The organism is Pseudomonas sp. LD120, from assembly GCF_009861525.1.
Classification (GTDB): domain Bacteria; phylum Pseudomonadota; class Gammaproteobacteria; order Pseudomonadales; family Pseudomonadaceae; genus Aquipseudomonas.
In genome coordinates, this window is the sequence record NZ_WVHL01000005.1 from 2803813 (window position 1) to 2821109 (window position 17297).

Below are 17297 nucleotides of genomic sequence, written 5' to 3' on the forward strand. Positions count from 1 at the left end.
CACCAAGACGACGCGGGAATAGCTCAGTTGGTAGAGCACGACCTTGCCAAGGTCGGGGTCGCGAGTTCGAGTCTCGTTTCCCGCTCCAAATACAGTGCTGCAGAGTTCCACAGAATTCTGTAAGCCATTGAAATCAGGACCTTCGGGTCCTTTTTTCGTTCAGGCGGGTTCCACTGAAATCCAGCACCATCCAGTGCTTTTAAGTCCAGAATTGAGTCCCTGTAAAAAGGCTTGAATTCGGGCAAGCGCTGAATCGGTTTGTTGCTGGAGCGGTGCGAGCATCGAGATGAGCATCCGGCCCCTGACTCTGTTCAGGCGCTCACGATGGCACTCTCGGATATGGCCGTTCGGCAAGCCCGAATCACCGGTCATGATTATTCTCTCGGCGACACTGATGGGCTTGCGCTCAACGTAACAGCTCGTGGCAGCAAGATCTGGCATTACAGGTATTATTGGGCGGGCAAGCAGAAGCGCATGTCCTTGGGCGGCTATCCGCAAATCAGCCTGAAAGAAGCACGTGCGCAGCGTGATGAGGCACGTGCTTTGGTTGCCCATGGCGTCAATCCCCTTGAAGACCGTAAGCAACGACGACGTGCTGCGCTCGGTGCGCAAGAACATACCTTTGAGGGAGTGTTTGAACAGTGGATTGAGTTCCGCAGGCTTAGCCTGAAGGAGGGCCGACAGAGCACGCTCTCTCAGATATTGAGAACTTTTAATAAAGACATTCTGCCAACTCTGGGTTTACGCTCGATTTTCGACATCAACCGTCATGATTTGTTGGATGTGCTAGGCAGAATTGAGCGACGTAAGGCGTTGACCACTGCCGAAAAATGTCGCACCTGGTTTAATCAACTGTTCCGATATGCACTGGTTAAGGTTGAGGGGGGCGAGCAGAACCCAGCCTCGGATCTTGATGTTGTCGCATTGCCCAAACCGTCTGTTGCGAATAATCCATTCTTGCGTATGCACGAGCTGCCAGCGTTATTGGCGGCAATCCAAGGCTACGGTAGGGCTAATCAAACTCGGCTTGGCCTTCAGTTGTTGCTGCTGACCGGTGTCCGCACAGGTGAACTGCGCCAGGCTACACCTGATCGGTTTGATCCGGAGAATCGTTTGTGGGTCATACCGCCCGAAATCGTGAAACAGCTGCAGAGCGAGATGTGAAAGTCTGGGCGGCAGGCCGCAAATATTCCTCCTTACATCGTTCCATTATCAGTTCAAGCGCTGGAACTAGAGCATCAACTGCTGAGCAACGTTGTGCCCGCTCAACGTTATCTGCTAGCGCATTGCAGCGACCTCAGTAAACGCAGCCGACACGGCATCGAGATCCCTCGGTAAACGCTGGCTCGCTGGATTATCCAGTGCAGCGAACACTTCCAACCGCTGCTGAATCTGATGCGTGATCGGTTACTGGAAAGTCCGGTCATCCACTGCGATGAAACCAGCGTTCAGGTCCTCAAGGAACCGGATCGAGACCCGACCCGCCAATCCTGGATGTGGGTACAAGCCAGCGGCCCACCCGATCGCAAAGTCGTGTTGTTTGACTACACGTCCAGCCGCGCTCAGGAAGAGCCACTGCGTCTGCTGGAAAATTACCGTGGCTATGTCATGACCGATGATTACGGCGGCTATAACGCCTTGGCATTGCAATCGGGTGTGGAGCGCTTGGCGTGCATGGCCCATGCACGACGCAAGTTCGTGGACGCGCAAAAAGTGCAGCCCAAGGGTAAAACCGGACGGGCCGATATCGCGCTGACGATGATCAACAAGCTGTACGGCATCGAGCGTGAACTTAAGAAAGCCGACGATGAACAGCGGTTTATCGCTCGCCAGGAAAAGAGCCTGCCGATCTCGGGGCAGATGAAAGTCTGGCTGGATAAAACCCAATCCCAGGTGACGCCGCAAAGTGCACTAGGCAAGGCGGTGCATTATCTGGCGAATAACTGGAGCCGACTGGAACGTTATGTCGAAGCGGGTTATTTGCCCATCGACAACAACACGGCCGAAAGAGCGATCAAGCCGTTTGTCATCGGGCGCAAGGCCTGGTTGTTCAGCGATACCGTCAACGGCGCCACTGCCAGCGCGAAGATCTACAGCCTGGTCGAGACCGCCAAGGTCAACGGCCAAGAGCCCTATACGTGGCTGCGCCACGTACTAGAGTGGCTGCCGCATGCCTCGTCAGTAAAGGACTACGAGGCGCTACTGCCGTGGAACTGCTCGCCCGAAATGCCACAGTAAACCGTTGACCCACTGTTGGGCAGGTGGGGTTTATGGATCGCATACTGTTGTTGGGCCAGCGGGGTGATACCGAATTTTTAATGCGAATTTATAGAGAGACATTTGTTTTTCAATTGTATTGAATTATGCCGGAAATGAAATTTCGCAATCTCCTACGATATCAAAAACGTGGTCGTAAGTGCTTAATATATATCTCTTCTTGCATCCATAATTCTCACCAATTACCTCATCAAAGCTGGATATGCTATGTTTTTCATATGGGTATTTGTCGAGTGTATATATTGAAATCATGTCTATTTTTCGAAAGTTAAATGTAATGTTGACGAGCTTTCTCTCCTTTTGCTTAGGTATGCACCCAGGAAGCCAGAGAGTTGCAATTATTTTTATTTCAAAAGGAGCTGGAGTCAAAAAAAATTGAATTACGCTCACTGCATCTCTTGAATGTATTTTTCCATATTTTGTTTCGACTGGTTTTACGTTCATTTTATCCCCCCGCACTTCAAGTAAATTGATTTTCCTGCCGTTTCGGTCGAGAATCTACGATTCAAATCTATAGCGTTAAGTTCCGCGGGTGTAGCCCAGCGAGATGGCATTTTTTCAATCCCTGCTTCTTTGGCTGCATACAATCTACGATTGTCTAGGCTGAACACGGAGTTTTTATTTGCACCCTGTAGTATGAGTCTTTCCTGCGTTTCTAAAGGAAGATCTCTCATCCTTACTTTACGTATAGGCTCAACCTCATTTATGTAGGTGGGGTCATTCATCAGTCGGTGTTTTAACTCATTTAAACTGCCGCCATCAGCAAATGTGGGGTTAATTGTATCCTGAGAATAAAGAACAGTTTTCGGGCTTACCATCTGCAAACCAGATGGATCAACCCAACTCAACGGATTATCCACATACCCCTGCGGTCGAGTCCCACCTCCCAACCCCAGCGGATCCGGACTCAAATACTGCGCCGTCTCCGGGTCGTAGTATCGATGCCGATTGTAGTGCAGGCCACTCTCTTCGTCGTAGTACTGACCCGGAAAGCGGATCGGGCAGGTGGTCTTGTTGATCGGCACCACATTGCTGCTGGCGAACTCGTCATTCGCGGCTTGCCATAGCCTTGCTTGGCCCCAGACGTTGGGGCTGTTGCTCCAGCCTAGTTGGCCGCTTTCGTCCAGTAGCTCTCGGGGCGTGCCGAGGTGGTCGGTGACGATGTACCAGAGTTTGTCGCCTTGCTGTTGCGCCAGCGGGGTGATGCCGCCGGGGGCGTAGCTCCAGCGGGTGGCGTGTTCGAAGGCGACGGTGCCGTCGGCGTAGATGGGCGCGGCTTCGAGCAGTTGTTCGCCGCTCCACAGGTATTCCTCGCCGATGATGTGTTGTTCGCTGTGGGCGTAGTGTGTGTCGCGTTTGTTGCTGCGGCTGAAGTTGAACTTGCGCGTGCGGCGGCCAAAGGCGTCGTACTCGTAGCGCCAGTGTTCGTTGTTGGGGGTGTAGAGGTCGGTGAGGCGGTTGTCGCTGTTCCAGCGGTATTGCCAGCGCTGGGGGCGGAAGCCGTGGCGGTCGACGATTTTTTCGGCCAGGCGGCCGCAGGCGTCGTAGCGGTAGCGGTTGGCCCCGGACTTGACCACGCGCCCGCCTTTTTGCTCGGCCTGGACGCCCATGCCCTTTGCGCTGTGGATCTGCCCTTCGCTGAGCAGATTCAGGGCGTTGTCGTAGAGCCATTGCTGCGGCTGGCCCTGGCCCAGGTGGGCGGCGATCAGTTGCTGGTTGGCGTTGTAGCGGTAGTGGCTCTGGCCCCAGCGGTTGTCGTCGATCTGGATCGGGTTGAAGGCTTTGTCGTAGCGGTAGTGGCGTTCGACAAAAGAGCTTGCGGCTGCGCCGGTCTTTTGCTCGGTCAGCAGGCTGAGGCGGTTGTAGTGCTGGTGCAGGTTGAAGCCGGCGCTGCTGCTGCGCTGGATGTCGCGGCCCAGGGCGTCGCGGCTGATCTGCAGCGGTGCATGGCCGGCGATCAGCAGTTGCGCCAGGCCGCCATTGCGGTCGTGCTGCCACTGTACCTGGGGCAGGGCAGCGAAGGCTTCCTGGGCGTTGGCCTGTTCGGCGATGGCGCCGGCCTGTTGGCCGATGGGCAGGCCGCTGGCGGGGTCGTACTGATGTTCGATCAGGCGGCCATTGAAGCGTTCGCTGAGCAGGCGGCCGACGGCGTCGCGTTGGTATTCGATACGGGCGCCGGGGCTGTTGACGCGGATCAGGTGTCCGACGTCGTTGTAGTTGAACTCGGTCTGTTCGCTCAGTTCGCCGGTGGCCCGGTAGTGAGCAATGCTCAGCAGGCGTGCGCTGGCGATGTCGTAGTGGTAGGCCACGCGGGCGCCGTCGGCGCAGTGTTTTTCGCTGAGCCAACCGACGGCGTTGTAGCGGTAGCGGGTGAGGGTGCCGGCGAAGTCGCGTTCGGCGATCAAGCGTCCGGCCTTGTCGTAGGCGTATTGATACACGTCGCCGACGCCATTGGTCAGTCGGGTCAAGCGGGTGAGTTTGTCGTAGCCCAGGGTCAGGCTTTGCCCGCCGGGGTAGGTGAGTTTTTCCAGCAGGTCGAAGGCGCCGTAGCCGTAGCGAGTGCGATGACCCTCGCCATCGATGAAGCTGGCCAGTCGGTGTTCGCTGTCGTAAGCCCAGTGTTGTTCGGTGCCATCGGCCAGGGTCACGCCGCTGAGGGAGCCGCGGGGATGGGCATGCTTGCTTTGATAGGCATAACGGGTGACCTGGCCCAAAGCGTCTTGCTGCTGGAGAGGGCGGCCCAGTGTGTCCAGCTGTACGCGGCTGATTTGGCCGTCCGGTTGCTGGATTTCGCTCAGGCGCTGTTTGCGGTCGTAGCGGTAAAGGGTCTGGGTGCCCTCCGGCCAGGTCTGGCTCAGCAGCTCGCCGTGGGCGCCGTGTTGATAGGTGGTGGTTCGCCCATCGGGATCTTTGACGCTGCTGAGGTTGCCTTGGGCGTCGTACGCCATTTGCCAGGTGACACCGTCGGCGGCGACGTAGCGTGTCAGCAGGCCTTGGGCGTTGTAGTCAAAGGTGTGCCGGGTGCCGTCCGGGTTGATTTGGGTCAGCAGCTCGCCGAAGTCGCTGTAGCGGTACGTGGTGGTGCGGCCCAGAGGGTCGGTGGTGGCGACCTTGTGGGTGTATTCGTTCCACTCGGTGACCCATTCGTGGCCCAGCGCATCGACTTTGCGCACCACCAGGAAGTCGCTGTTGTAGTAGTGCCGACTGCTACCGCCTTCAGCGTCGTGGTAGTCGGTGCAGCGGTTGGCATCGTGGTATTCGAAGCGGTCGGTGTAATGACCACTGTCGGCATGGGTGCGAATGACTCGCCCTTTGGCGTCGTAGGCAATGTGGAAATGGGTCTTGTCGGTGTCGTGCCACTGGGTCATGTGGCCGGCGTTGTTGTAAGCGTGGTACAGGGTGCCGAATTGGTGACTGGCGCAGCCGGTCAGCATGCTGTGTTGCTCATAGCGGCAACTGAGCAAGCGGCGCGGGCGTTGTTCGCCGTCGTGCAGGGTGACGCCTGTCAGCAGGCCCGTGCTGCTGAGCTCGATGTGCAACTGATAGCCGTCGCTGTGCTCGATACGCTGCAACCGCTGCTGTGGACCGTAGATGAAGCGGATGCGGTTGCCGTTGCCGTCTTCGATTGCCGTCAGGGGGCGAGTGTGGTTCGGGCTGTGGGCAAAGCTCAGGGTTTGCTGGGTCGCGCGGTCATACAGGCGCAGGGTGCCGGAACGTTGGCCGCTGAGCAGGTAGCGACCGTTGCGCCGGTTATGGGCCTGGACTTCGTCGTCCGGCGCTTCGTAGTCCAGGGTGCTGCCATCGACGGTGTGATAGGTAATGCGCTGGCGATCGAGCACCAGGTGCTGGGACCAATCGTCGACCCATTTCCACCCCAGTAACCCACGAAAACTGGCCCGCGAGCGATACAGGCGCGAGAGTTTCAGCGGGATGCTGCCGGGGATTTCCAGCACCGGCCAGGTCTGCAGGTAGTCGCCGGTGGCGACATCCACCGGTTCGCCTTCCAGGCTGCATTTGCTGGTTTCGCAGTTCTTGCCGCTGTCGGAGGTTCTTCCGGTTTTTACATCCTCGGCAGTTCCATGCGCTGCTCCTTTTGGCTTGACGTGAACGCCATCGCCGACTTTGGTAGCAATAGGCTCGACTTTTTCAGCCGTGCCGGTGTTCTTGAGCGCTTTCAACGCCTTGGCTGCTTTAGCGGCAGACGCGGCCTTGCCTGCCTTGAACAGTGCCCACGGCAAGGTAGCAATCTCCACCCCGGCCCGCGTCACTGCTTCAATATGGTTGCCCTTGGACCAGGCGTCCGTCACGGGTTTGACCAGGGCCGAACCTATGGCCTTGGCACCGCTGCTGATGTCCGCTCCGACAGTCCCCGGCGTTATGTTTCCAAGGCGCATGTTCTCCGCGAGGATCTGCGCATCCAAGGCACGGCCGCGCAGACCATCGGCGGTGTAGTTGCTCTGCAGGCTCTTGGCTTGATGCTTGGCCCCGGTGTAGGCCAGTTCACCCAACCCCATGACGGTGTCTTTGGCAAACCCGGTCACGCCACGGGTGACTTGCGCATCGGCGTCCGCCACCGCCGGAAAGTAATGGGCAATCAGCGGACCCATGGGCGTCGAGCCCAGCACCGCCCCTTGCTTGATGCTGGCGATGCCCTCATCGGCGCTTTTGTTCCAGCCGTCAAAATCGATGTACTTATCCAGCCCATCGATGTCGAGTTGCTGCTGCTTCAGGGCTTCGCGCTCGGCCTCCAACGCTAGCAGGCGTTCGCTGGTGCGCTCTCCGGGAGGTGCCAGGTCGCTCGTCTCACTGGCCACCGGACTGGCCGACTGGGCGACCGTCACAATCTTGCCCAAGGTGCCGCCCACACCGGCTGCGTTGCAGTTGATCAGGCAGGCGCTGTCGTGCCGGGCCAGCGGCAAGCCATTGACCTTGACGTTGCCGTGGCCCTCCAGCAGCTTGACGTGGCCGGCACCCAGCGAGGTGCCGGCGACCACATGAGCACCGGCGTCGGCCTGGACCTGATTGAAGAGGTCCCCCAGCCGATAGACCTTGGTGCCACGGGCCTTGACGTCGCGGGAAGCCAGCACCGGTCTGTCCAATGTCGCGAACGAGTCGAAAGCCACCACCACCGGCCCGACCCAGCAGAAGTCCGGCACGCTGCACACGGCTTGCCATTCACTGCTGTCATGGGCGACGTGGCGCTTGCTGCCGCCTTTGGCGGTGGCGGCCGCGTCCCTATCGACCGGTGCCGACTCGGCGGCTACCGCTTGAGTGGCGGCGGCTTTTTGCGCGTCCAGCTCAGCTTTCAACTGCCGCAGTTCACTGAGCCTGCGCTGATCCATCAAGCGTTGTTCCGCTGCCGCATCATCGGCGCTGTCGGAGATCGTTAACTTGTCCGTCATGTTCAAGCCTTCCCTGGCAACGCGGCGGTGCCAACCAGCGCCATGCTTATCTGGCTGACCCCCGCCGTTACCGGCAGGCGCCAGAGCAACACGGCCTGACGCTGGTCCAGGTCAAGGCGCAGGGTGTCGAGCACCGGTACGCTTACGAAGGGCTCAGTGTCCGTGCTTTCACACACCACCAGCGGTGCAACTCCGGGCAGTTGCGTGATGTAGTCGCCCTCGCTCAGGCAGCCCTTGAGCTGCACACTCTCATCACCGGTCAGATAGGGCACGGCCACCTGGTCGGCCGGGGCGCTCTGGTAAAAGCGTGGGTCGAAGTCGTCCGGCAGCAGCGGATAGCGTTCAGCGAGCCATTGCGCGTCCAGCGTGCCTTGCAAGCCCACGCGCGGCTGCCACCAGCGCGCCAGCGCGGTCAGGCCCACGGGCTGCAAACGTTGCGAGGGCGCTTTGTAGGGATGTGCTGGGTCTTCAATCTGAGGGGCGGGCAGGCTGTCCAACTGCGCGATTTGTGCCTCGATGCGTTGGCGCACCGAAGCCTCCAGGGTGTTCAATTCAGCCGCGCTCGGCAGCCAGCCACAACCGGCGGTGTTGCTGGGGTAGCTGACGCTGGGAATCGGCGTCTGCCCGGGTGACGGCTCGGGGTCGTAGAAGCAGCCGCCAAACGCCAGGCGGTAATCCAGCGCGACCTTTTCCACTTTATCGGGGGCACTCAGCGTCCAGCCCATCAGCCCCTTGTGCACGGTGCGCGGACCGTGGATCTGCAAGCGCTTGCGCAGCGCTCCGACCTGCACCTCGACCGGCCAGTTCGTGCGCCAGTGCCCCTCAGCACTGTGCACGCTGCCTTGCAGCAGCACATCGGTGCCGGGCTTGCCCAACAGCAGATCGCCTTCTTCGGCGATCACCGCCTGCAAGGGAAAAGTGGCTATCGGTCCATCGAAGCGATCGCCGAGGACAATCGCGCTCTGTTCTGCACTCAAGGGCATGGCCAAGCCCTGGGCAAAATCAAAGGTGCCGCGAATCACCAGGATGTCCGTGGGCACGCCCGCCGGGGTGGTTTTTTCATACAGCAGGTGTGGCAGGCCGGTGTGGTTCTCGATGTGGATGACGCCCATCACCAGCTACCGTCGATCAAGAGCGGCATGGCATCGGTCACATCCAGGCCTTTGAGCTGGGTGGTTTCGGCGTCCACCGGCAGGTTCGGCGCCGGTTGTGCGGTGCCGCTGTTGAGGTGCACGTCTGCGGGGGCATCGGCGTTGACCGTGTTGCCTGCCACCAGGTGAATGTCCGGTCCGTCGAGGTAGATCCCGGCATCGGTGATCACCACTTTCGAGCGTCCGACCTGCAAGGTGATGCTTTCACCGTCCAGCTTGATGCTCGATCCCGGTCCGCTGGCCTGCGGCGCAGGCTCCTCACCCGCAGGCGGTGCGGCACTTTGCACGCTGCCATCGCCGACCTTGAGGCTGTAGGACGTGCCCACCACCGTGCTCTGGCTACGGCCCACCTGGGTGCTCTGGTTGATTCCCACCAGGGTGTTCATGTGCAGGCCGACGTTCTGGCTGTAGACCGTGCCGATGTTCATCATCTTGGCCAGCCCGACGTTTTGCAGAGAGGCCAGGTTGATGGTCTCGGTCTTGAAGCAGTCGACATTGATCGACCAGTTGCGCTTGATGCGATCACGTTCGTGGCGGTCGATGGTCTTGGTGCGATCACGTCCCACCCAGTGGGTTTCGTCGTGTTCGACTTCGATGTTCTGATCTCTTTCTGCGTGGACGTAGATCTCTTCGGCGCCCTTTTTGTCCTCGATGCGCAATTCGTTGGAGCCATTGCCCCCCAGGCTGCTGCGGGTCTTGAACACACTGCGGGTCTTGTTCGCCGGCAACGGATAAGGCACGGGCGTGTGCTGGTTCGGCACGCAGCCGGTGACCAAGGGCTGTTCGGGATCGCCGCCGATAAAGCTGACCAGCACTTCCATGCCGATCCGCGGGATGATCACGTGGCCAAAGCCTTCACCGGCCCAACTGGTGGCCACCCGCACCCAGCAGCTGGAAAACTCGTTGCGCTCGCCTTCGCGGTCCCAATGAAACTGAATTTTTATCCGTGAGTGTTCGTCACACCAGATTTCCTCGCCGGCAGGGCCGGTCACCAGCGCGGTCTGGCTGCTCAGGCGGGGCTTGGGGGCGGGCTCTTGCGGCCGAAAGAAAGTGTCCCAGGGGATGGCGCTGAAGCGGTTGCGGTAACCCTGGGTAAAGCCGCCGTGGCGGTCGTCGCTGGTGACCGACTCTTCCAGCACCTGCGGTTGTCGACCTTCATGTTCAACGCTGACCAGCAGCCACATCTGGTTGTATTCGCCGCGCGGATGCTCGCTGAGGGTGACCAGATGGCCGCAGCGAAAGGTCGACAGATCACTCTGCCCCTTGGCCAACTGGTAGTCGGCGCGATGGCCTTCAAGGGCGATCTGGCTCAGTTGCTGGCCCACCGCGCCAGTGCTGTAGCGGCCGGGGTAGCGATAGTCCTCAAGGATTGGTAGCGCCTCGCTCTGTGCGCAGCTGTGCAGGGTGCTGGGCACCGGGTCGAGCGGGGCGCCGCTGGAGGCGCTGCGCGGGTCGGGCTTTTTCAGGTTGTAGTCGCGGCGCACCACCTGGCTGGTGCGGGTGCTGAAACGCACCGCGAAATGGCTGACCACCGGGTCTTCGGCGGCCAGGCCACTGCCTTGCTGATAGCGCGCGGTAGCGAGGATCGGGTAGTCGGTCTGGTTGTCGGAAAACACCAGCAGGTGCTGGTCGAGGCTGTGTTCGTGGTGCCAGTGAATGCCGTCTTCGAAGCACAGGCGCTGTAGAAACTCAAAATCCGTTTCGCCGTATTGCACGCAATACACCCGGGGCACCGACGGCTTGGGGGCGATGTTGAAGCGGTATTGGTCGGCGAGGATGCCGTGTTCCTTGAACACCTTGGCAATGATCTGCGGCACCGTCAGGTTCTGGTAGACCCGTTGGTTGTGGCGGTGCTGCAACTGATAAAGGTGAGGACGCAGGATCAGGTGATAGCGGGTCATGCGCTTGCCGCTGTCGCCGATTTCGATGTCGTCGATCAGGCCGTGGATGCCTTCAGCGCGTGACTCGCAGAGGGACGCTAGATCCCGATGACTGATGGGCCTTCCAAACCCTAGCGCTTGAGCTTGATAACCTTCAACCAGTTGGTATTGGCCAGTTCTACGGCTTCATCCCCCCGCCCGCTTATCACCGCTTTGAACAGGGACAGGCTAAAGCCCTTGGCCTGTTCTAGCGAGATTGGCTGGGGGGCGGCACGTCGCACAATGTAAATGAGAATTAATGCTAATATCGTGTCCCTGACGTCCTGTTTGCGAGTATCGGCATTGTTCCAGTCCCAACCGTTGAACCAGCGCTATTACCTGAGGGATTTCCGGCAGTTCGGTGAGCGGTATGCGGTTCAGTACAGCCTGCCCGGGCTGGGTGCTGAAGATGATGACACCTGCTTGATGGAAGGCCATATCGCCGAGCACCGCCTGCCTTCCGGGCTGACCCTGGTGAACTCCCATGTGCTGCCGTTTCATACCTATCAGGCCGACGCCCTGTTGATGCCGTGCTTCAGTCTGGCCCTGGTCCTGGAGGGCCGGGCGGCGCTGGCTTTTACCCGTGATCAGCAGTTGCTGCCCGGTGCTTTCATGGCCAGCCTGTGTGCCGATGGCCAGCCGATGTCGGCTGTACATGTGGGCGGTGTGCGGCTGCGTGGGCTGAATCTTTCGCTCGCCTGCCCGGACGATCTGCAAGACCAGCCGTTGGCCCAATTGCTGGACAATGCGCTGCGCAAGGGGGGCTCGCGGATGCACTGCGGGCCTTTGCCGGGCCACTTGCGTCAGGCCATCGATGAACTGCTGTCAGGACAGTGGAGTGGGGCATTGCAGAATGTGCTCTGCCAGGGCGTGAGCCTGCAGTTGCTGGCTCATGCCCTGGCCGGTCTGGACGCCGCCGAGCCTCGGGCGGCTAGCTTGAGCCCCCGGGATCGACAGTTGCTGGAGCGGGTTCGCGAACGCCTGCATCAGTTGCCCGCAGAGGAGCATGCCCTCAATGAACTGGCGCAATTGGCGTGCATGAGCAGCAGTTCCTTGCGCAGCAAGTTTCGGGCGGCGTATGGGCAGACGGTGTTTGGCTATCTGCGCGAGCGCCGCCTGGATGTCGCTCAGGCGCAATTGCAGCAAGGCTGGTCGGTGCAACAGGCTGCGCACTTTGTCGGCTATCGCCATGCCAGCAATTTCGCCACGGCGTTTCGACAGCGTTTCGGGGTGTCACCCAGCAGTCGCGAATGACCGCTGGAGAGCGCCGACGTTCAGCGCCAAGGCACGCAGTTGGCAGCTCGCATAACATCCTTGGCATTGCCCAAAGTTCGAGCCGAATGCAAATGTGAATAATACGCATCCGACAATAATGCTCATCGGATGCCCTTGCACATGCCTTGCCTTGTTTCCTTCGTTTCTCTGCGCCGCGTCCGCCGCCTGCCGACTGCTCTGCTTGGCAGCCTGCTGGCGTCCCTGTCGGCCAATGCCCAAGAGCCCGACGCCGAGCCCAGGCCGGCCGCGTCCCTGGAGTTGCCGATATTCAATGTGCAGGGCGAGCCGGTGCTCGGGCAGACCACCGAGGACTCGGGCAGCTACACCACCGGGGCCATGTCCACGGCCATCGGCTTGCCGCTGTCGATCAAGGAGACCCCGCAGTCAGTCAGTGTGATCACCCGCCAGCGCATCGATGACCAAGGCCTGGGCACCACTGCCGATATCCTGGCCAGCGCTCCGGGTATTTCCTACAGCCGCAACGACAGTAATCGACTGTCCTTTTCCGCCCGTGGCTTTGCCATCGACAACTTCCAGTTCGACGGTCTGGCCTCGCCGATCAATGGGTTCTGGAATTTCGGCGCCACCGAGATGGACTCGGCCATTTATGACCGGGTCGAAGTGGTGCGCGGCTCCACCGGGCTGTTGAGCGGCGCCGGCAATCCCTCGGCGGCGGTGAACTTTGTACGCAAGCGGCCGCTGGCGGATTTCGCCCTCAGCGGCTCGGCGGGCGTCGGACGCTGGGATGAGCGCCGGGGTGATATCGACATGTCGCTGCCCCTGGCCGCAGACGGTCGAGTGGCGGCGCGGGTGGTGGCGGCATACTCGGAAAAGGACAGCTATGTGACCTTTCTCGATAACGACTCACGTACGCTCTATGGCGTGATCAGTGCCGAGCTGACGCCCCGTACCCGGTTGACCGGCAGCCTGGAGTACCAGAAGAACCAGACCCGTGGCATGGGCAGCGGTTTTCCGCTGTTCTACAGCGACGGCTCGCGCACTGACTTTGGCCGTTCAGTGGCCAACAACACCCGATGGAGCGCGTTTGCCACCGAGTCCACCACCGCCTTCATCGACCTGGAGCACAGCCTGGAGAACGACTGGAAACTGCGCAGCGCTTACAGTCGCTACGAAGGCAACTACGAGATGCGCTACCTGTATCGCGGTGGCTACCCGGACCGGCAAAGCGGTAGCGGCATGCGTGCCAGCTTTCTCAAGTACGACGGCGAGCGCACCCGGGACGATTGGCACTTGACCGCCAGCGGGCCCTTCGAGCTGCTGGGGCGCCGTCATGAACTGGGCCTTGGTTGGATGAGCATCGACGATGACCTGAACATCGACCAGTACCTGCCCGCGGGCAAGTCGCCCGCCACCGGGAGTTTTCTGGATTGGCGTGGCGACCATATCCCCGAGCCGGTGTGGTCTCACACGCGGGCTTCGGGGGACGCGACCCACACCCGGCAGACCGGCGGTTACCTGGTCACCCGTCTGTCCCTGGCCGACCCGTTGCACCTGATCCTGGGGGCGCGGATCAGTGATTGGAACATTGAGCAGAACTACTACGGCACGCCGCGAAAGTACCGTTACAAGAACGAAATCACCCCTTATGCGGGCTTGGTCTACGACCTGGATTCGACCTACAGCCTCTACACCAGCTACACCAGCATTTTCAATCAGCAGAATGCCCGCGCGGCCAATGGCAGCATCCTCGATCCGGTGACCGGCGACAGCTATGAGGCGGGGTTGAAGGCGGCCTACCTGGACGGCCGGTTGAATGCCGCGCTGGCGGTGTATCGCACTCAGCAAGAGGGCCTTGCTGAAGCCATTCCCGGGGTCAATGTCGACGGTCGCCCCAACGAGCAGGCCTACAAGGCCGGCACGGGGGCGCGAGTCGATGGTTTTGACCTGGACATCGCTGGGCAATTGACCGATCAGTGGAACCTGTCGGCCAGCTACACCCACTTCATCGCTCGCAACGGCGAGGGCCGGGCGATCAATACCAGCTACCCGCGGACTCAGTTCAAGCTGTTTACCACTTATCGTCTGAGCGGCAGGCTGGACCGGTTGACCCTGGGCGGCGGCACCACCTGGAACAGCAGTGTCTCGCGCAGCGATGTCGCCAGCCCCAAGGGCAGTACCGAAGTCAGCCAGGGCGCCTATGCCCTGACCAGCCTCATGGCGCGCTACCAGATCAACGACAACCTGTCCCTGACGGCCAACCTGGATAACCTGTTCGACAAGCAGTACTACGAGCAAATCGGTTTCTATAGCCAGGGCTGGTGGGGGGAACCACGCAACCTGCGGCTGGGCCTCAAGGCGGCGTTCTAACGGCTGGGGGCGAGGGTGAAGCGCGCCGGGCGACACGGCGCCAGTTCGGCACAGCATTGCCCGTGCAGCAGCTCCTGGCTGACCAAATGGCCGACCGTGGCCGCCAGGGTCACACCGGCATGCATCACCGCCAGATACAGTCCCGGGTAGTCGGCGCTCTGGCCAATGATTGGCAGTTGGTCCACGGGCATTGGTCGTTGGCCGACGTTCACGCTGCGCAAGGCGATGGTTTCGGCCCCACGCAACGCCTGACGGACGCTGGCCACCGCCTGCTGCGCGATGGCGTGCGGGCCTTGGGGGCCGTCGGCGGCGATATAGTCCTCGGCCATCAGCAAGCTACCGTCCGCCGCCTCGCGGATTTCCATCTGCTGGTTGGAGATGAGGGTCTTGACCAGCCCCGGTGGCGCGTCGACGCGAATCAGGATCGATGGCGAGGCGTGTACCGGTAAGTCAATGCCAAGCGGGGCCAGCAGCGCCGGCGTGGTGCAGCCCGCGGCCAGAACCACGTAATCGGCATACCGGGTGCCCGCTGCGGTGTTGACGCCGATCACCCGAGGGCCGTCGAGTTGCAGGCCCAGCACCGGGGTGGCGTCGAATACCTGGGCGCCGTGGGCGCGGGCGCCTTCGAGCAGCACCAGGGTGCTGGCAATCGGCTCCAGGCTGCCTTCGGCGTGGGCGTAGCGGGCCCGTTCCGGCACCGCGCGCAGATTGGGTTCCAACTGCGCCACCTGGGAGCGATCCAGCCAGCGCAGTGAAGGGTTGCAGCGGAGGTCGCTGAGGGGCAGCGAATCGAGGGTCGCTTTGGTGTAGGAAAGCGCTCCCGACCAATTGATTGATAACGCCGGCAGCGCTTCCTGCAGGCGCCAATAGTCCGCCAGCGCGCGGCTGCGCAGAGGCCTGATGGCGCTGGGCAGTTCATCGGCCAGGTTGATCCAGGCGAACGAATGGCCGGTGACCCCGGCGCCGGGTGTCGCCTGTTCCAGCACGCTCACCTGCGCGCCTTGGCGCGCCAGATGGTAGGCAATGGAGGCGCCGACGATGCCAGCTCCCACAACAATCACCGTCGAGTCGTTCACGCGTTCCTCGTTTTTCAATCCGTTGGTGCAGGTTAGCGCTCGACGCGGCGCTCAAGCCGCTGATTAGCGGTTATGCAACGCTCAGCGCCAGGCGGCTGCCCGCTTCGACAGCGGCCGGCACCTGATTGCCGACATCGCCTGTCATTGGGGTTTCAGGGCCAGCCCTTGGGCCTGGGGCAGCGGATTGCGCATCAGCCGCCCGACGACCAGGGCGCCCAGCAGCGCAAGGAGGCCCGCCACCGTCAGCACCCGTCCGAAACCGCCGACAAAAGCTTGCTGGGCCAGGGGTTGTACCTGTGCGAGGACACTGTGCGGCAGGTGCGCCAAGGCACCTTGCAGGTCGCCAGCCACTACCCGCGAGGCAATCTCCGGCACCTGCGCCAGCCAAGGGCCCGGTACCTGACTGAGGCTGCCTTGCAGCAGCTGTTGGGTGTGGCTGGCCAGCAGCGCGCCGAACACGCCGATGGCCAGCATGATGGCGCTGAAACGCATGGTGGTGCTCATGCCCGAGGCCATGCCGGTGCGCTCGCGGGGGACGCAAGCCATGATGTTTTTCTGCGTGTCGCCGTTGAGCAGGCCGGCCCCGGCGCCGGTCACCGCAATCGCCAGGGCGAAGCTCAGGTAGCCTCCGACGTGCACGGCCCAGGCGCTGAGCAGGTTGCCGCCGCCCACCAGGGCCAGCCCGGCGGCCATCAGCGTGGCCGGGGCGTAACGCCCGGCCAGGCGCGCGCCGATCCGTGGGCAGATGAGCATGGTCAGGGCAAAGGGCAGCATGCCCAGACCCGAGGCAATGGCCGAGAACCCTAGGCCGTTCTGCAGGTAGAAGGGCAGCAGGGTCATCATCACCTGGGCGCAACCGGCGTAGGCGAACATGCCCAGCAGGGCGCCGATAAAGCGCGGATGGCGAAACAGTTGCAGGTCCACCATGGGCCGGCTTTGCAGGCGCTCGATCAGCACGAACAGACCCAGCAGGGCCAGGCCTGCCAGCAGCCGTGTGGCGGTGGCCGGATGATTCCAGCCGATGCGGTTGGCTTCGATCAGGCCCCAGATCAGGCACAACAGGCTGGCGCTGAAGGCCAGGCTGCCCCAGGGATCGAGGCGTGCGGCCTGGGTATCCCGGGATTCGGGCACGTTGCGCAGCACGCTCCACAGCAGCAGGGCGCCCACTGGCAGGTTGAAGTAGAAGATCCAGCGCCAGCCGAAGTACTCGGTGATCAAGCCGCCGACCGTGGGCGCGGCGGTCATCGCCATGCCCATGCAGGCCCCCCAGAAGGCCCAGGCCTTGGCCCGTTCCGCTTCGTCATGGAAGGTATGGCCGATGGAGGCCAGGGCCGAGGTTAGAAGCAGCGCCGCGCCCACGCCTTTGAGGGCCCGAGCGAGGTCCAGCAGCAGGGCGTTGGGGGCGGCGCCGCAGCCCAGGGAGGCGAGGATGAACAGGCCCAGGCCGCAGAGCAGGGTCCTCTTGCGTCCGAAGCGGTCCGCCAGGCTGCCCGCCGGCAGCAGCAGGGCGGCGAAGGCCAGCATGTAGGCACTGACCACCCATTCGATATCGGCGAAGTTGGCCCCCAGGTCCCGGGCGATGCTCGGCAGGGCAACGGCGACGATGTTGGTGTCGAGGACGATCAGCGAGCAGACCCCGGAGGCGGTCAGCAGGGTCGCGCGTGGGTTGATGGGGCGGCTCATGGCGCGACCCATAAGGCGATTTGCCGTAGGCGCCGGATAGGCTTGAGAGTGAGGATTGCTTTTGGAGCAATGCCGGCGCGGTTTGTCCAGGCGGTGCCAGCGACAGCGTCGTAGCGGGCGATCATTGCCAGAAACACGAGTTTGACGGGCATGGCAGCGAGTCTCTAGTGTGAAGGTCCGCTCAGC

Annotated in this window: 8 protein-coding genes, 1 tRNA gene and 2 pseudogenes; 5 read left to right on the plus strand and 6 right to left on the minus strand. The window is 61.5% G+C overall.

Going from position 1 to position 17297, the window contains the following annotated elements:
• Positions 1-12 precede the first annotated feature (12 nt).
• From PLD_RS27280 to PLD_RS27290, 3 genes and pseudogenes are all read left to right on the plus strand, one after another.
• Positions 13-88 (plus strand) — tRNA-Gly (locus tag PLD_RS27280).
• A 236-nt stretch (positions 89-324) separates the two neighbouring features.
• Positions 325-1308, plus strand: a pseudogene (locus tag PLD_RS27285) (tyrosine-type recombinase/integrase); the annotation flags it as partial.
• A pseudogene (locus tag PLD_RS27290) lies at positions 1309-2238 on the plus strand (IS66 family transposase); the annotation flags it as partial.
• Positions 2239-2361: 123 nt separating this feature from the next.
• Here PLD_RS27290 and PLD_RS27295 read toward each other — a convergent pair.
• The 4 genes from PLD_RS27295 to tssI are packed head-to-tail and all read right to left on the minus strand — an operon-like array spanning position 2362 to position 10872.
• On the minus strand, positions 2362-2721 hold the full coding sequence (locus tag PLD_RS27295; protein ID WP_159897810.1) for a hypothetical protein: 360 nt from the start codon (positions 2719-2721) through the stop codon (positions 2362-2364).
• The gene (locus PLD_RS27300) at positions 2718-7679 is read right to left on the minus strand and encodes an RHS repeat-associated core domain-containing protein (RefSeq protein ID WP_159897812.1); all 4962 of its coding nucleotides are present in this window, start codon (positions 7677-7679) and stop codon (positions 2718-2720) included. Before PLD_RS27300 ends, PLD_RS27295 begins: the two co-directional genes overlap by 4 nt.
• Before the next feature lie 2 nt (positions 7680-7681).
• Entirely contained in the window at positions 7682-8791 is a 1110-nt protein-coding gene (locus tag PLD_RS27305; RefSeq protein ID WP_159897813.1) for a DUF2169 domain-containing protein, read from the minus strand.
• A complete protein-coding gene (gene tssI / locus PLD_RS27310; RefSeq protein ID WP_159898223.1) occupies positions 8791-10872 on the minus strand; it encodes a type VI secretion system tip protein TssI/VgrG in 2082 nt (693 codons plus the stop codon). The genes PLD_RS27305 and tssI overlap by 1 nt, the downstream gene beginning before the upstream one ends.
• 180 nt (positions 10873-11052) lie before the next feature.
• Between tssI and PLD_RS27315 the strand changes: the two genes are divergently transcribed.
• The gene (locus PLD_RS27315) at positions 11053-12003 is read left to right on the plus strand and encodes a helix-turn-helix transcriptional regulator (protein ID WP_159897814.1); all 951 of its coding nucleotides are present in this window, start codon (positions 11053-11055) and stop codon (positions 12001-12003) included.
• 141 nt (positions 12004-12144) lie between these two features.
• Positions 12145-14352 (plus strand): TonB-dependent siderophore receptor, encoded by a 2208-nt coding sequence (locus tag PLD_RS27320; RefSeq protein WP_159897816.1) that lies wholly within the window; start codon positions 12145-12147, stop codon positions 14350-14352.
• Here the strand turns inward: PLD_RS27320 and PLD_RS27325 are convergent.
• Both PLD_RS27325 and PLD_RS27330 read right to left on the minus strand, forming a co-directional pair.
• Positions 14349-15428: an FAD-binding oxidoreductase gene (locus PLD_RS27325; RefSeq protein WP_256674779.1), complete on the minus strand. Its 1080-nt coding sequence runs from the start codon at positions 15426-15428 to the stop codon at positions 14349-14351. The two genes, PLD_RS27320 and PLD_RS27325, sit on opposite strands and share 4 nt — an antisense overlap.
• Before the next feature lie 141 nt (positions 15429-15569).
• A complete protein-coding gene (locus tag PLD_RS27330) occupies positions 15570-17111 on the minus strand; it encodes an MFS transporter (protein WP_159897820.1) in 1542 nt (513 codons plus the stop codon).
• Positions 17112-17297: the final 186 nt, after the last annotated feature.